Consider the following 13,838-nt stretch of genomic DNA (forward strand, 5'->3'; position numbering starts at 1 on the left):
TTCCCTGATATCCACCTGGACAAGCGTGTGATTGCCGACGCGCCGGACTATCGGGCAAACCAACTCATGCTGTCACCATCCAGCGGTGGACGCACCGAAGGACGCCATGCTTTTTGACAAGAGGGCGACTATATTCCGGCCATGACCCTGATCCTCGGCGCTGTCGCTGTTATCACGCTTTATCTGCTGCTCCAGATGTTCCGATCCGCCAACCCGGCGGTGCTGGCGCGCACCATCAAGTTCGGTGGCGGCGTGCTGGCGCTGGCTGTCGCAGCCTTCACGGGCCTGCGGGGCGAGCTGGTGGTGGCAATCCCGCTCGGGATTTTCGGTGCCGGGCTGCTGGGCTGGACGCCATTGGCGAACGCCGGCTTCGGCAATATCGGCGGGTTGTTCGGCGGCGGCGGCGGCGGTGCGACGCGCCCGGCCGGTCAGGCCTCGCGCGTGCGCTCGCCATTCCTGGACATGCGGCTCGACCACGATTCCGGTCAGCTCGCAGGCCAGATCGTCGCGGGGCCTCATGCCGGGCGCGATCTCGACGAGTTCGATCTCGCCGGCCTGTTGGCGATGGCTCCGGGGTTCGACGCCGAGAGCGTGGCCTTACTTGAAAGCTATCTGGACCGCCGGTTTCCCGCCTGGCGTCAGAACGCGCAAGGCGATGCGGCAGGGCGGCAGCGCCACACGGCGGCGAGCGGCAAAATGACGGCGGAGGAAGCCTATCAGATCCTTGGCTTGCAGCCGGGCGCGGGGCGCGACGACATCAGCCGGGCTCACAAGTCCCTGATGAAGAAACTCCATCCCGACCAGGGGGGCTCGACGTATCTCGCTGCCCGTGTGAACGAGGCCAAGGATACTCTGCTTCGTACGCATAACGGCTAACTCCGGCACCACGCTACAAACGCCCGTCCGTATAAGCTCCGCTTGCTCTGTCTGCCGTCGCCCCGATGCCCGCCATTGTCGGCGTGGTCGATCCCTTGAGTAAAAATTTAACCGTAAATCGTTGACGAGAGGTTGTCGCGGAACCGGCATCGGTGCCCGCCCAAAACAAAAATGCCCGCGCAAGGCGCGGGCATTTTGATTGGGGCGGTACGAAAGATCAGTTGCGGACGGTGATGCAGGAGATGTCGGCGCGCTTCAGGGCGCGGCAGACGGCTTCGGCCTGGTCACGTTCGAGCCCGGCGAAGCGGGCGCGGTAGAGCTTGCGGTTGTCCTTGGCGACGACAGGCTCGGTGAACGGATCGGCCTTGCTGAGCAGGCCGCGGGCCGAGCTGCGCGCGGCATCGATGCGCTGCTGGGCTTCGTTCTCGCTCTCGAGCGCACCGACCTGAACGATCCACCCGCTGTGCATGACGACCGGCTTGGTGGTGGCGCTCATCTGGATCGGCTGCGGCGCCGGATCGGCGGACGCAAGCTTCGCCGTGGCAGGGGCGGGCGCGGCGGCGGTCGCGGCCGGCAGCACGCCGAGGATGCCGTTGCCGGTGCCAAAGCCCGCCGGCTGACGGGGCATTTCGTTGCGGGCAATCTCGGCCTTGGGCGTTTCCGGCTGGCTTGCGATCTCGGGCTTGTTGATGAGATCGGCGCGGGCGACGACGGCGCCGGAGGTCTCCGCGACGTCGGAGCGGGACGCAATCGTGTTGGTCACCTGCGGGGCAACCTGAGCTGGCGCGGCGGAGGCGAGCTTCACGGCGCCGGCCTTGACCTGAACGGTCTTGACCCGAACCGGCTTCATCGGCTCGGACGACCCGGGGATGATCGAGAGCGGCTGGCTCGAGATCACGCCATTGGTGAGCGGCGCGGGTTCGATCTTGGACTCAGTCGGCCGAACTTCAGGCTTGGCTTGAGCCGGCGGCATCGCAGCGGTCGCAGCGGCAAGCGCCGACAGGCGCGAGGCGAGGCGCGACGGAGCGGCCTCGGGAGCAGGGGCGGCCGCTGCCTGAACCTGCGGAGCAGCGGCGCGGACCGGGGTGTCCGACGCATTGGCGACCTCGGTGTTGGCCTCAGCGCCATTGCGCTCGGTCACCGCGGCGACGGTATGGGTGGTGGCGCCCTTCTCGAGATTCTCGGCGAGCAGGTTGCGCATGATGGCATCGCGCGAGCCGCCGCTGCGGCCGCCCAGCACCACGCCGATCAGATGACGGTTGCCGCGGCGCATCGAGGTCACGAGATTGAAGCCGGAGGCGCGGGTGTAGCCGGTCTTGATGCCGTCCACGCCCTCGACGCTGCCGAGCAGGTGATTGTGGTTGCGGATCGACTGTCCGCGCCAGTTGAACGTCGAGGTCGCGAAATAGCGATAGTAGCGCGGGAAGCGTTCCTGGATGGCGCGGCCGAGCGTCGCCTGGTCGCGTGCGGTCGTGACCTGCTCGTCGTTGGGAAGGCCGTTGGCGTTGCGGTAGACCGTCTTGGACATGCCGAGCGAGCGCGCCTTGCGCGTCATCATCTGGGCGAAGTCGTCTTCGTCGCCGGCGATCGCTTCCGCGATCACCACGGCTGCGTCGTTGGCGGAGCGGGTGACGAGACCCTTGATCGCGTCCTCGACGCGAATGGTCTGGCCGGCGCGCAGGTTCAGCTTGGTCGGATCCTGATCGGCGGCGTGCTGCGACACCGGCATCTCGGTGTCGAGCTTCATCTTGCCGGAGTCGAGACGCTCGAACAGCAGATACAGCGTCATGATCTTGGTGAGCGAGGCGGGGTGGCGGATCCCATCGGGGCTGTTTGCCTGAAGCACGGAGCCGGAATTGCCGTCGACGATAATCGACGCGAATTTCGGGCTGGAACTTTCGGACACGTCGCGCTGCACCCGGTGGTGCGCGTAGGAGCGATGCCGATGGCGCCGCGCCTCGGCTGCATCGGTGGTGAAGATGACCGCGGCTGTGACCGTAAGAAGCCCGAAAACGCCAACCCGCGCCAAGCGCGAGGAAGACAAGTTTTTACGAAGCATGGAACCCCGTCCCCGTTTCTGACTTGATCACCGGCTCGTGAGGCGAAATTGTGCCCATGGACCCGGGATCATTACCTGCTCAGGCTGTCCCTCCGCTGGTGTTCACTGCGGGAGACGTTGGGCCTGAGCCGCTATTCTGGCTAAGGTGATGTTCTCAAACGGCTTTCGGCCGCTCTCTGAAGATGAACACGTCCAGGGAATCAGGGTAGGGGCCTGGAGTTTCCAAAAGCTTAAGGAACCATTGCGGGAAAGCCCGGGAATCTCCGCGACTTGCATCTATTTTTGTGCGTCGCACAAAGATTCTTGACATATTTTGTGCGTTGCACTATTTTTGGGCGAAGTCAGGGAGCCGGGGCTTCCGGACGAAAGCTAGGGATAAAGGGATTCCGAGATGTTCAAGGTTGAAGACATTCAGAGCTACGGCAAAGAGCACTTCGAGCAGTGCGTTGCCTCCGCGACCACGGTTCAGCACGGCCTCCAGGCGATCGCCAGCGCTTACGGCGACTACACCAAGAAGTCGTTCGAAGACACCAAGTCCTTCGTCGAGAAGCTTTCCGGCGTGAAGTCGCTGGACAAGGCGATGGAAGCGCAGACCGATTTCGCCCGCTCCGCCTACGAGACCTTTGTTGCGGAATCGCAGAAGATCGCCGGCCTCTACAGCGACCTCGCCAAGCAGGCTTTCAAGCCGGTCGAGACCATCGTGTCGAAGTTCACCCCGGCCGCCAATTAACGCTTTCTGGAAGTCCTGGAATCAAGAAGCCCGGCTGATGCAGCCGGGCTTTTTCTGTTTGCGCAACGGAGTCCCTGCCGGGTTCCTGGCCAACATGTTCTAAACAGGCTGGCCGGAAATTTTTGTCAAATCGGTCCGGATTGATTAACCTCGGACAGGATCGTCTGGGCCGGGAATCGGCGGCGCCGCTGCCGCAGAGGCCGGACCTTTGCGCGCTTGCGGCAGGCCGGGGGCAGGCCCATATTGCTTGCAATCGATCCGGATTTGACCGGACCGGTTGGAAGCGGCGATCCAACAAGGCGGTGCGCCTGTGCGAGGCTCCGAAGGGCAGGGTCGCGCGGCGGACCGTTATTCGCTTCTGTGGGGAATTTGAACGCCTGAGCCATGCCGCACCTGACTTCCAGACTCGACCTGTCCGCGCCAGCCGCTGTCGACGCTCCCATTATGAGCAATGACGAGAACCGTTCGGGCGGCCCGACGGGTCCGAATACATCCGTCATAACCAAGGTCAAACCGAAGACCAAGCGGCCGAACCTGTACCGTGTGCTGATCCTGAACGACGACTACACGCCGATGGAATTCGTCGTCCACGTGCTGGAGAAGTTTTTCCAGAAGGACGTGGAGGCTGCGACCAAGATCATGCTGCACGTCCATCATCACGGCATCGGCGAGTGCGGCGTGTTCACCTACGAGATCGCCGAAACCAAGGTGACGCAGGTGATGGACTTCGCCCGCAAGCACCAGCATCCGCTGCAATGCGTGATGGAGAAGAAATAAGAAGCCTCACGATGCTCTCGTAGGCGGTCTTTGCGTCCGTCCAAACTTTGCGTGCGTCATTGTGTGATCGTCGCATGATGCCTGCGCGATGCCCGTTCCAGCCGACCAGCGTACGGAAAATCTGTCTCGGCGCCGATCCCGCCCAAATCGGAACGGGTTTTGCATCGAAAATACCGCAAGTGTGTACCCGCTCGAGTCGCGGAACCGGTCTTTCGCCGCGATCTTGGATAACTATATGTGACAAAGGTTGTTGTTGCCTGACCGGGCGATGGCGATCATGATGGTGGGGGCCATAGAGGACGCGAATGCCGACTTTTTCTCAAAGCCTTGAACAATCCCTGCATCGTGCACTGGCGATCGCAAACGAGCGTCATCACCAATACGCGACGCTCGAGCATCTCTTGCTCTCCCTGATCGACGATTCCGATGCGGCCGCGGTCATGCGCGCCTGCAGCGTCGATCTCGACAAGCTCCGCACGAGCCTCGTCAATTACCTTGAAACCGAATTCGAGAACCTGGTGACGGATGGCGCCGACGATGCCAAGCCGACCGCCGGTTTTCAGCGCGTGATCCAGCGCGCCGTGATCCACGTGCAGTCATCCGGTCGCGAAGAGGTGACCGGCGCCAACGTTCTGATTGCGATCTTCGCCGAGCGCGAAAGTCATGCTGCGTATTTCCTGCAGGAGCAGGACATGACGCGCTATGACGCCGTCAACTACATCAGCCACGGCATCGCCAAGCGGCCGGGCGTCTCCGAGGCGCGGCCCGTTCGCGGCGTCGACGAGGAGACCGAGACCAAGGGTAGCGAGGACACCAAGAAGAAGGGTGAGGCGCTCGAGACCTATTGCGTCAACCTCAACAAGAAGGCGCGTGACGGCAAGATCGATCCGGTGATCGGACGCAATTCCGAGATCAACCGCGCGATTCAGGTGCTGTGCCGCCGGCAGAAGAACAATCCGCTGTTCGTGGGCGAAGCCGGCGTCGGCAAGACCGCGATCGCCGAGGGCTTGGCCAAGCGTATCGTCGACAGCGAGGTGCCGGAGGTTCTGGCGGCTGCGACCGTGTTTTCGCTCGACATGGGCACGCTGCTCGCCGGCACGCGCTATCGCGGTGACTTCGAAGAGCGCCTGAAGCAGGTTCTGAAGGAACTCGAGGCGCACCCGAACGCCATCCTGTTCATCGACGAGATCCACACCGTGATCGGTGCGGGCGCGACGTCGGGCGGGGCAATGGATGCCTCGAACCTGCTCAAGCCCGCGCTCGCTTCGGGCACGATCCGCTGCATGGGCTCGACCACCTACAAGGAATACCGCCAGCACTTCGAGAAGGACCGCGCGCTGGTGCGGCGCTTCCAGAAGATCGACGTCAACGAGCCGACCGTCGAGGACGCTATCGCGATCCTCAAGGGCCTGAAGCCGTACTTCGAGGACTACCACCGGCTGAAGTACACCAACGAGGCGATCGAGGCCGCGGTTCAGCTCTCCTCGCGCTATATCCACGACCGCAAGCTGCCCGACAAGGCGATCGACGTGATCGACGAGTCCGGCGCGGCCCAGATGCTGGTCGCCGAGAACAAGCGCAAGAAGACCATCGGCATCAAGGAGATCGAAACCACGATCGCCTCGATGGCGCGGATTCCGCCAAAGAGCGTGTCCAAGGACGATGCCGAGGTGCTCAAGCATCTCGAGCAGACGCTGAAGCGCACCGTGTTCGGTCAGGACAAGGCGATCGAGTCGCTTGCGGCATCGATCAAGCTCGCCCGTGCCGGCTTGCGCGAGCCGGAGAAGCCGATCGGCTGCTACCTGTTCTCGGGCCCGACCGGTGTCGGCAAGACCGAAGTCGCAAAGCAGCTCGCGGCATCGCTCGGCGTCGAGCTGTTGCGCTTCGACATGTCCGAATACATGGAGCGGCACACCGTGTCGCGCCTGATCGGCGCGCCTCCCGGCTATGTCGGCTTCGACCAGGGCGGCCTGCTCACCGACGGCGTCGACCAGCATCCGCACTGCGTGGTGTTGCTCGACGAAATCGAGAAGGCGCATCCCGATCTCTACAACGTGCTGCTCCAGATCATGGATCACGGCCGGCTCACCGACCACAATGGCAAGCAGGTCAACTTCCGCAACGTGATCCTGATCATGACCACGAATGCGGGTGCTTCGGATCTCGCCAAGCAGGCGTTCGGCTTCACGCGCTCAAAGCGGGAAGGCGACGATCACGAGGCGATCAACCGGCAGTTCGCGCCGGAATTCCGCAACCGCCTCGATGCCGTGGTCTCGTTCGGCCATCTCAGCGTCGAGGTGATCGGCACGGTCGTGGAGAAGTTCGTGCTTCAGCTCGAGGCGCAGCTCGGCGATCGCGACGTCACCATCGAACTCTCAGAGCCCGCCAAGGCCTGGCTGGTGAAGCATGGCTATGACGAGCAGATGGGCGCGCGGCCCATGGCCCGCGTGATCCAGGAGCATATCAAGAAGCCGCTGGCCGACGAGGTGCTGTTCGGCAAGCTGAAGGGCGGCGGCCACGTCCGCGTCGTCCTGCTCAAGGACGAGGCCGACGAGACCAAGGACAAGATCGGCTTCGAATTCGTCGAGGGGCCGGTCACGCCGAAGCAGGAGAAGCTGCCCGGCGCCCGCAAGCGTCCGCCGGGCAAGTCCAAGCCGGGCGGCGGCTCCAAGGGGCCGACCAAGAGCCCGCTGGTCAAGGCTTGATCGCGAGCGTCATCAATCGAAGAAGGCCGGCTGCAAAGCCGGCCTTTTTGTTTGTGTCGTGGTGCGGGAAACTAGGTGCCCGTGTCAGGCGCGGGTGCTGCCGGCGGCCTCGGTTTTCTCGGCGCGGGCGGCCGCGCGCGGGCAGGGGCTGACGGCTGCATCGTCACGATGACCGGATTCGGCTTGTGATCGGTTGCCGCCCCCGTCGCGGCATCGACGCCCATGCCGACGACACCGCCCAGCAAGAGATTGCCGGCAAAGCCGGCGGCGCCGGAGCTCGGTATGTCCCGGCTGAGCGGCACGATCTGCGGCTCATAGCCTTCCTTCTGGAAGGTGATCGAGATGTCGGCGTTGCGCTTGACGACCACGGCGCAAGGCGTCGTGCAGGTCGTCGGAACCTCCAGTCCGCTGATGATGGCTTCCACGCCTGATGGTGTCGATGAGATGCTGATGTTTTCGGTCGTGCCGCGCGTGACAGACGCGCAGCCGCCCAGCATGACGCTGAGCGCCACAATTCCAAATGAACGCATGAAATGCCCCTTGTCCCGGCCGCAGTGAAGCGCAACCTGCGCGCGAGTGCAATACGGCATTGATCCGGATAGTTAAGGCAGGCACGGGTTGTTTGCGGGAGTAGCGATAGCCTGGGCGTGGCCCGGGCCTATTCGCCCCGCAGCCGCTGGTCGTCCTGCACGCGGACGTGCTCGGCGCCGCGGGCGCCTGCGGGAGACAGCCGAAGCATGCTCAGCACTGCGCCGCAGAGTGCAAATCCAACGCCGGCGAGAAGCGCCAACCGCATTCCTTCGATCGGATAGCGGCCGAGCAGCAGCGCGACCAGCGCCGCACCCGTGGTCTGGCCGAGCAGCCGCGCCGTGCCCAGCATGCCGCTGGCGCCGCCGGCGCGCTCGCGCGGGGCGGCCGCGATCATGGTCCGGTTGTTGGGAGTCTGGAACAGGCCGAAGCCGGCGCCTGCGAGCGCCATGCGCCAGATGATGTCGAACGGCGTCGGGGCTGCCGGCAGCAAGGCGAGTGCCCCGAGACCGCAGGCGAACAGCGTGAGCCCGATGCCGCCGAGCAGGCCGGCTGGATAATGCTCGACCAGGCGGCCGGCCAGCGGTGCCGCGAACGCCACCGCGATCGGCCATGGCGTGATCAGCAGGCCCATATGCACCGCCGAATAGCCGAAGCGGCTCTGGAGATAGAAGGGGATCGAGACGAAGGCCAGCATCTGCCCGCAGAACGAGGCGATCGAGGTCGCGATCGACAGCGCAAACACCGGGATGCGCAGCAGATCGACCGGCAGCAGCGGCGAGGTCATGTGGGTTTCGCGGTAGATCAGCAGCGCGCCTGCGACGATGGCGATTGCGAATTGAACGAGGCAGGTGATCACGGCCTCGCCATGGCCGACGCTGTCGACGGCCGCGATCCCGACGCCGAAGGTGATCGCCGACAGCCCCGCGCTCTGCCAGTCGAAAGATCGGCCGGCGGGTGTCGTGTGAGGCAGGCTGCGCAGGCCCAGTACCAGCGTCACCACGCCGAGCGGGACGTTGATGGCGAACAGCCAGGGCCAGCTTCCGAACGCGAGGATGCCAGCGGCCAGCGTCGGGCCCACCGCGGCCGAGAAGGCGACGACGAGCGCGTTGAGTCCGATGCCGCGGCCGAGCTGGCTGCGCGGATAGGTGAAGCGCACCAGTGCCGCGTTGACGCTCATGATGCCGGCCGCGCCAAAGCCCTGGATGATGCGCGCGATCGTCAGCAACGGCAGCGTATCCGCCAGTGCGCAGAAGGCGGATGCAAGCGTGAACAGCACCAGCCCGACCAGATAGACGCGGCGATAGCCGATGATCTCGCCGAGCGAGGCCAGCGGCAGCAGCGAGATGGTGATCGCGAGCTGATAGCCGTTGACGATCCAGATCGAGAAGGCCGGGCTCGCGTCGAGGTCGGCCGCGATCGTCGGCAGCGCCACGTTGGCGATGGCGCTGTCGACCACGGCCATGATGATCCCGAGCGCAATGGTCAGGACCGCCTGGTTGCGCAGGGGTTGCGGCAGTCCGTCGGCATGCTCGATGGGGGCGGACGACATGATGGAGGCGCGCCTGATTCGGGCCGTGATGCATCCCCGGATTAGGGAATTGCAGGGTGGATCGCAACCCGGCAGGACCCGGACGGTTCCAGCGCCCGACGCCGTTCTCCCAGCGGCAAGAGCATGTGCCAAGGGTTTGCAGCAGGTCGGGGAGGCTAGTCCTTCTTTGTCTGGATAGCCTTGAGGTAGCTGGCGACGGCCTCGGCGCTCTCCCGGTCGAAGCGGAAGGTCGGCATGGCGCGATGAATGCTGCTGTAGCCGTCCTGAAGGCGCTGCACGAAGTCGGGATCATAGAGCTTGTTCTCGCCCAGATGGCGGAACGGCGGCGCAAGCTTGTTGGGGCTCCTGCCGGTGGGGCCGACGGCATGACACCGCGAGCACATCTTCTCCAGGAGATTTTGGCTGTGCCGCTGTTCGGCATCCATTGCGTGGGCGAACGAACTCCACAACAACACGATCAGAGGCGCGAACGCGAATATCTTCATCTCACCATCGCAAAGTTGCCTTGCCATAGGCGTAAAGCACGAGCAGCCCGATGGTCACCAAGGTGGAAAGAACCAGGATGAGGCGATCCCAATTGATCCGCTCTCTCTCGGCCTGGCTGAGGTTGAGGACCGTGAACAGGGCCTTCATGGCAAATCGGCGCATCGGGAGCCTCGCGAGCACGCAGCGTGACACGGCCGGCGGCCGGTCGCTTGATGCAGCTCAAGGTCGAAACGCGCCTCGACGAGGCCGGCATCGTGCGCGCCTCGCCGCAACGCGCAACGCTCCGCGTCGCTACACCGCCGGCGGATTGCGGTCGGTGAAGGTCGTGCGCTGGTGCCAGTCAGGATAGGGCAGCGTGACCTTGCTCGCGGCATCCAGCTTTGCGATCTGGTCCTTGGTCAGCGACCAGCCGACCGCGCCGAGATTTTCGCGGAGCTGCGTCTCGTTGCGTGCGCCGATGATCAACGTCGAGACGGTCGGACGCTGAAGCAGCCAGTTGAGCGCAATTTGTGAGACGCTCTTGCCGGTTTCCTTCGGCAGGTCCTTGTACGATCGGAGCTGATCACCGAGGCCTCGTCGACGACGGAGGTTATGCCGCGCAATGGCCGAGCAATTCCGGATGCGCCGCGCAGATATGATGCGCGCCGGCATCCCGCAGTTCGGCCTCGCTGCCATAGCCGTAGAGCACGCCGATCGCGGTCATACCGTTGGTGCGGGCGCCGACAACGTCATGGCTGCGGTCGCCGATCATGATCGCGCTGCTCGGATCGACCTTGGCCTCGTCGAGCGCGTAGCGGAGCAGGTCGCGTTTGTCGACGCGCGTGCCGTCGAGCTCGGAGCCGAACACCCGCTCGAAATACGGCTTCAGGCCGAAATGCTCGACGATGCGGTTGGCGTAGACCGCGGGCTTGCTGGTCGCCACGAACATGCGCGGCGTGGTCGCGGCAAGCGTCGTCAGAGTGTCCATGATGCCGGCATAGGCCTCGTTCTCGAACAGGCCGATATCACTGAAACGCTCGCGATAGAGCAGCAACGCACGGTCGGCGAGTTCCGCGCTGCCGGTCAGCTTTTGCAGGCTGGCGTGGAGCGGCGGGCCGATGCACCAGGTCAGATCGTCCTCGCTCGGCACAGCGAGGCCGAGCCGTTCCAGTGCGTACTGGATCGAGCGGGTGATCCCGGGTTTCGGGTTGGTCAGCGTGCCGTCGAGATCAAAATAGATTGTCACCATGCTGGTCGTGCCCGTGCTGATATTGCCGTCTGTTGCGTGACCTAAACGAGGCCGCAGGCCAAGGCAATGTGCAACGGTTGGCAGGTTGAAATCAGCCTCGTCGATGCGGTGCTCCGCTTTAAAAGCTCGCTATTGGCGGGGCTTAGGCGTAGGGTCCAGCGATCACCGCCCTTCCCATGGCATCGATCGGTGACTGAGGGTCACTCACGCTCCCGCCGACTGAGGAGGAGCGCGCATGCCTCGATTGCGCCTGGCCGACTGGATCGTGCCGCCGGTGATCGTTCCGTTGTTTCTGTTGCTTCTGGTGGCCGCTGCGGCGCTCCTGCGTGGATAGGACGCAGCTGCAATACCTTGTGAGCGGACGCGATCAGAGCGGTTACGTCAGCTTGGGCCGCACCACGACGGCCGCGAGCCGACGGTGTTCTTCCGGAAGGGCGAGCTTCCGTCTGGATTCGACTGAGCCATTGGTTGCGGTTGGCTAGGTATTGGCAGAGGAGCACAGATGAACGCGCGACTGGATATGTTGAAGAAGGCCCGCGATCGCATGATCGAGGACAGGGACGAGCACGCCAAAGTGCTGGCCGCTCCCTTTGACCGTGACAAGGCCGAGCGAGCACGGAACAAGTTCGTCGAACTTCAGACGCTGATCGATGCCTTGGACCGTGCGATCAGCGCAGAGAAACCCGCCTCGGCATAACGCCGAGAAGAGGGAAGGGCGGGGCTGGCGGGCGCTATTGCTGCTTCGCCCATTCGACAATCGCCGTGGCGTCCGCGCCCGCCTGCGCTTCCCAGGTCGAGAGGGCGCTGGTTGCAGCTGTCCGAAGTGCGGCGATGAGCGAGGTGGGCGCCGGTTCGGCGATGCGGACGCCGTTGTCGCGCATGCGCGCGTAGTTCTCGGCGGTGCGATGGGGGAGCAGCGCGAACTGGCTCTGCTCGGTCTCGGCCGCCGCGGCCAGCACCTCGCGCTGCATCGGCTCGGACAGCTCGGCAAAGGCGTCGCTGCGGACAAAGGCGATCGAGACCGGCATCGCGTAATTGATAGCCGTGAAATAGGGCAGGAAGTCCCAGAGCTTGCGCCCCGCGCCGCCGTCTCCGGAGGTGAGGAACGCATTCAGCCGGTGCTCCCTGAGGCCGGCGAGCGCCGCGTCCATGGGCAGGAATTGCGCATTCGCGCCGGCCGCGCGCATGACTTCGCTGGAGTTGGCGTCGTAAGCCCGCAAGTTCAGTTTCGGCAGGTCGTCGGCATTTGCGAGCGCGTGTTCGGACCAGAGACCCGTCACGGGCCAGATCGTCACATAAAGCAGCTTGAGGCCACGTGCTGCGAGCGCCTTCTCGTAGAGCGGGCGCGCCCGCAGATTGGTGGCGCGGGCGACGTCCACCGATTGCACCAGGAAGGGCAGGGTGGACAATGCGAGCACCGGGTCAAGGCCCGAGAGCGCGCCCGCGAAGGCATCGCCGCCGGCAATGCGGCCGTCCGTCGCCGCGCGCGGCATCGCGCCCGAGTTGATCTTGAGCTCGTTGTCGAAGGCGTTGGCCACGGTCACGAAACCGTTTGTGCGCGTGGCGACCCGTTCGGCGAAGGTGGTGAGCCCGATCCCGGAAATGTTGTTTTGCGGGTATTCCGTGGTCATCCGCCAACTGACCTGGGCTGCGGCCGGCACGGCGGACAGCAAGAGCGCGGTGAGGGCAAGGATCGCGTGGATCCGTTTGGCGGGGAATCGCATTGGGAGAAGCAGGTCAGGCAGCATAGATTGGCAGCTCGTCGAAACATGGCACGATGCCACAACATGGCGGATCATCTTGTCGCATGGCGCGCCGGCGCGCGCCACGGCGATGCTTGGGCAGTGCTGCCGCGATTTGCATCACTTGTCGTTGCCACGCTGCTGTTCTCGACGTCGCAGGCCGCGGCGTGGGACAGCTCGCCTGCAAAGACCGGTGTCGCCATCCCAAGCGTCGAAGAGCTCGCGGGGCCCTCCGCGAAGCCTGATGCGCGCGAGAGCGACACGCGGGAATCGATCTGTCTGATCGTGGAGGCGGCCGCGCGCGATGCCAGTTTGCCGCTGGAATTCTTCGCCCGCGTGATCTGGCAGGAAAGCCGCTTCCAGGCCGATGCTGTGGGCCCCATGACGCGCAGCGGCGAGCATGCGCAGGGGATCGCGCAGTTCATGCCGGGCACCGCGAGCGAGCGCGGGCTGCTCAATCCGTTCAATCCGGTGCAGGCGCTGCCGAAGTCGGCCGAATTCCTCAACGAGCTGCGCAACCAGTTCGGCAATCTCGGCCTTGCCGCCGCCGCCTACAATGCCGGGCCGCGGCGGGTGCAGGAATGGCTCGCGGGCACCGGTCCGATGCCGGAGCAGACGCGCAACTATGTCGTCGCCATCACCGGCACGAGCGTCGATGCCTGGGCAAAGGCCGGCAGCACCGGCAAGGGCCCGCCAAGTGCGCCGCTGACGAGCTGCCGCGATCTGATGGCATTGTTGAAGCGTGCGCCGAATGCCTTCGTTGCCGAGCTCGAGCAGCATGTCGAGCTGGCTGCCGCAAAGGTCTGGGGCGTGCAGCTTGCCGCCGGGTTCGACCGCAACAGGGCGCTGGCGATGTATTCCCGCGCCGTGACGCGGCTGAGCGCTGTGATCGGCGAACGAGACCCGAGCCTGCTAAGTTCGGTGGTGCGCAGCCGCGGCACCCGCGCCTTCTACCAGGTGCGCATCGGTGCCGACACGCGCAGCGAGGCGGACGAGTTGTGCAGCCGCATCCGCAAGGCCGGCGGCGCTTGCTTCGTGCTGAAGAACAGGGGTGTGAGCGGGTAAGGGCGTGTCGTCGTGCATGCCAGCCCCGCCGCGCGCTTTCTTGACGCAGGCCACCGCATTGCCCGTTATGCAGGCACGATTCCTCATCCA

At 64.6% G+C, this 13,838-nt stretch carries 14 protein-coding genes; 6 read left to right on the forward strand and 8 right to left on the reverse strand.

Annotated elements, in window-relative coordinates; translation table 11 throughout:
• Positions 1-141: 141 nt before the first annotated feature.
• Positions 142-876, forward strand: coding sequence for a DnaJ domain-containing protein (locus F8237_RS30145; protein WP_151649769.1), 735 nt, complete (start codon positions 142-144; stop codon positions 874-876).
• 217 nt (positions 877-1,093) lie between these two features.
• On the opposite strand, the gene F8237_RS30150 is transcribed toward F8237_RS30145, so the two are convergent.
• Positions 1,094-2,935, reverse strand: a complete 1,842-nt coding sequence (locus tag F8237_RS30150; RefSeq protein ID WP_151649770.1) for a D-alanyl-D-alanine carboxypeptidase — start codon at positions 2,933-2,935, stop codon at positions 1,094-1,096.
• 391 nt (positions 2,936-3,326) lie between these two features.
• Between F8237_RS30150 and F8237_RS30155 the strand changes: the two genes are divergently transcribed.
• The 3 genes from F8237_RS30155 to clpA all read left to right on the forward strand — a co-directional run bounded on the left by F8237_RS30155 (position 3,327) and on the right by clpA (position 7,147).
• The gene (locus F8237_RS30155; protein ID WP_015685562.1) at positions 3,327-3,665 is read left to right on the forward strand and encodes a phasin family protein; all 339 of its coding nucleotides are present in this window, start codon (positions 3,327-3,329) and stop codon (positions 3,663-3,665) included.
• A gap of 444 nt (positions 3,666-4,109) precedes the next feature.
• Positions 4,110-4,442, forward strand: a complete 333-nt coding sequence (clpS, locus tag F8237_RS30160) for an ATP-dependent Clp protease adapter ClpS (RefSeq protein WP_015685564.1) — start codon at positions 4,110-4,112, stop codon at positions 4,440-4,442.
• 305 nt (positions 4,443-4,747) lie between these two features.
• Positions 4,748-7,147, forward strand: coding sequence for an ATP-dependent Clp protease ATP-binding subunit ClpA (gene clpA / locus F8237_RS30165; RefSeq protein WP_151649772.1), 2,400 nt, complete (start codon positions 4,748-4,750; stop codon positions 7,145-7,147).
• A gap of 71 nt (positions 7,148-7,218) precedes the next feature.
• Here clpA and F8237_RS30170 read toward each other — a convergent pair whose 3' ends face one another.
• From F8237_RS30170 to F8237_RS30190, 6 genes are all read right to left on the reverse strand, one after another.
• Positions 7,219-7,677 (reverse strand): peptidase associated/transthyretin-like domain-containing protein, encoded by a 459-nt coding sequence (locus tag F8237_RS30170; protein ID WP_162006278.1) that lies wholly within the window; start codon positions 7,675-7,677, stop codon positions 7,219-7,221.
• A 128-nt stretch (positions 7,678-7,805) separates the two neighbouring features.
• On the reverse strand, positions 7,806-9,227 hold the full coding sequence (locus F8237_RS30175) for an MFS transporter (protein WP_151649774.1): 1,422 nt from the start codon (positions 9,225-9,227) through the stop codon (positions 7,806-7,808).
• Positions 9,228-9,382: 155 nt separating this feature from the next.
• Positions 9,383-9,712 carry a c-type cytochrome gene (locus tag F8237_RS30180; protein ID WP_151649775.1) on the reverse strand — a complete coding sequence of 110 codons (330 nt, stop codon included), beginning with the start codon at positions 9,710-9,712 and terminating at the stop codon, positions 9,383-9,385.
• A gap of 1 nt (position 9,713) precedes the next feature.
• Positions 9,714-9,875, reverse strand: coding sequence for a hypothetical protein (locus F8237_RS36525; protein ID WP_167527499.1), 162 nt, complete (start codon positions 9,873-9,875; stop codon positions 9,714-9,716).
• A 129-nt stretch (positions 9,876-10,004) separates the two neighbouring features.
• Positions 10,005-10,388 (reverse strand): aldo/keto reductase, encoded by a 384-nt coding sequence (locus F8237_RS30185; protein WP_310473108.1) that lies wholly within the window; start codon positions 10,386-10,388, stop codon positions 10,005-10,007.
• A complete protein-coding gene (locus F8237_RS30190; protein ID WP_151649776.1) occupies positions 10,303-10,941 on the reverse strand; it encodes an HAD family hydrolase in 639 nt (212 codons plus the stop codon). The genes F8237_RS30185 and F8237_RS30190 overlap by 86 nt, the downstream gene beginning before the upstream one ends.
• Positions 10,942-11,443: 502 nt before the next feature.
• On the opposite strand from F8237_RS30190, the gene F8237_RS30195 reads away from it, so the two are divergent.
• Entirely contained in the window at positions 11,444-11,638 is a 195-nt protein-coding gene (locus F8237_RS30195; RefSeq protein ID WP_151649777.1) for a hypothetical protein, read from the forward strand.
• A gap of 34 nt (positions 11,639-11,672) precedes the next feature.
• On the opposite strand, the gene F8237_RS30200 is transcribed toward F8237_RS30195, so the two are convergent.
• The gene (locus F8237_RS30200) at positions 11,673-12,689 is read right to left on the reverse strand and encodes a TRAP transporter substrate-binding protein (RefSeq protein ID WP_162006423.1); all 1,017 of its coding nucleotides are present in this window, start codon (positions 12,687-12,689) and stop codon (positions 11,673-11,675) included.
• Positions 12,690-12,728: 39 nt separating this feature from the next.
• Here F8237_RS30200 and F8237_RS30205 point away from each other — a divergent pair, with 39 nt between their 5' ends.
• Positions 12,729-13,748, forward strand: coding sequence for a lytic transglycosylase domain-containing protein (locus tag F8237_RS30205; RefSeq protein ID WP_244626014.1), 1,020 nt, complete (start codon positions 12,729-12,731; stop codon positions 13,746-13,748).
• Positions 13,749-13,838 lie beyond the last annotated feature (90 nt).

Origin of the sequence: Bradyrhizobium betae (genome assembly GCF_008932115.1) — a bacterium.
GTDB lineage: Bacteria > Pseudomonadota > Alphaproteobacteria > Rhizobiales > Xanthobacteraceae > Bradyrhizobium > Bradyrhizobium betae.

What these genes read in the sequence shown, in the direction of transcription:
- F8237_RS36525 (WP_167527499.1), bottom strand. Translation starts at nt 9,875, where the DNA reads ATGCGCCGATTTGCCATGAAGGCCCTGTTCACGGTCCTCAACCTCAGC.
- F8237_RS30190 (WP_151649776.1), bottom strand. Translation starts at nt 10,941, where the DNA reads ATGGTGACAATCTATTTTGATCTCGACGGCACGCTGACCAACCCGAAA.
- F8237_RS30155 (WP_015685562.1), top strand. Translation starts at nt 3,327, where the DNA reads ATGTTCAAGGTTGAAGACATTCAGAGCTACGGCAAAGAGCACTTCGAG.
- F8237_RS30180 (WP_151649775.1), bottom strand. Translation starts at nt 9,712, where the DNA reads ATGAAGATATTCGCGTTCGCGCCTCTGATCGTGTTGTTGTGGAGTTCG.
- F8237_RS30205 (WP_244626014.1), top strand. Translation starts at nt 12,729, where the DNA reads ATGGCGGATCATCTTGTCGCATGGCGCGCCGGCGCGCGCCACGGCGAT.
- F8237_RS30145 (WP_151649769.1), top strand. Translation starts at nt 142, where the DNA reads ATGACCCTGATCCTCGGCGCTGTCGCTGTTATCACGCTTTATCTGCTG.
- F8237_RS30195 (WP_151649777.1), top strand. Translation starts at nt 11,444, where the DNA reads ATGAACGCGCGACTGGATATGTTGAAGAAGGCCCGCGATCGCATGATC.
- F8237_RS30175 (WP_151649774.1), bottom strand. Translation starts at nt 9,227, where the DNA reads ATGTCGTCCGCCCCCATCGAGCATGCCGACGGACTGCCGCAACCCCTG.
- clpA (WP_151649772.1), top strand. Translation starts at nt 4,748, where the DNA reads ATGCCGACTTTTTCTCAAAGCCTTGAACAATCCCTGCATCGTGCACTG.
- F8237_RS30185 (WP_310473108.1), bottom strand. Translation starts at nt 10,388, where the DNA reads ATGGCAGCGAGGCCGAACTGCGGGATGCCGGCGCGCATCATATCTGCG.
- clpS (WP_015685564.1), top strand. Translation starts at nt 4,110, where the DNA reads ATGAGCAATGACGAGAACCGTTCGGGCGGCCCGACGGGTCCGAATACA.
- F8237_RS30170 (WP_162006278.1), bottom strand. Translation starts at nt 7,677, where the DNA reads ATGCGTTCATTTGGAATTGTGGCGCTCAGCGTCATGCTGGGCGGCTGC.
- F8237_RS30200 (WP_162006423.1), bottom strand. Translation starts at nt 12,689, where the DNA reads ATGCTGCCTGACCTGCTTCTCCCAATGCGATTCCCCGCCAAACGGATC.
- F8237_RS30150 (WP_151649770.1), bottom strand. Translation starts at nt 2,935, where the DNA reads ATGCTTCGTAAAAACTTGTCTTCCTCGCGCTTGGCGCGGGTTGGCGTT.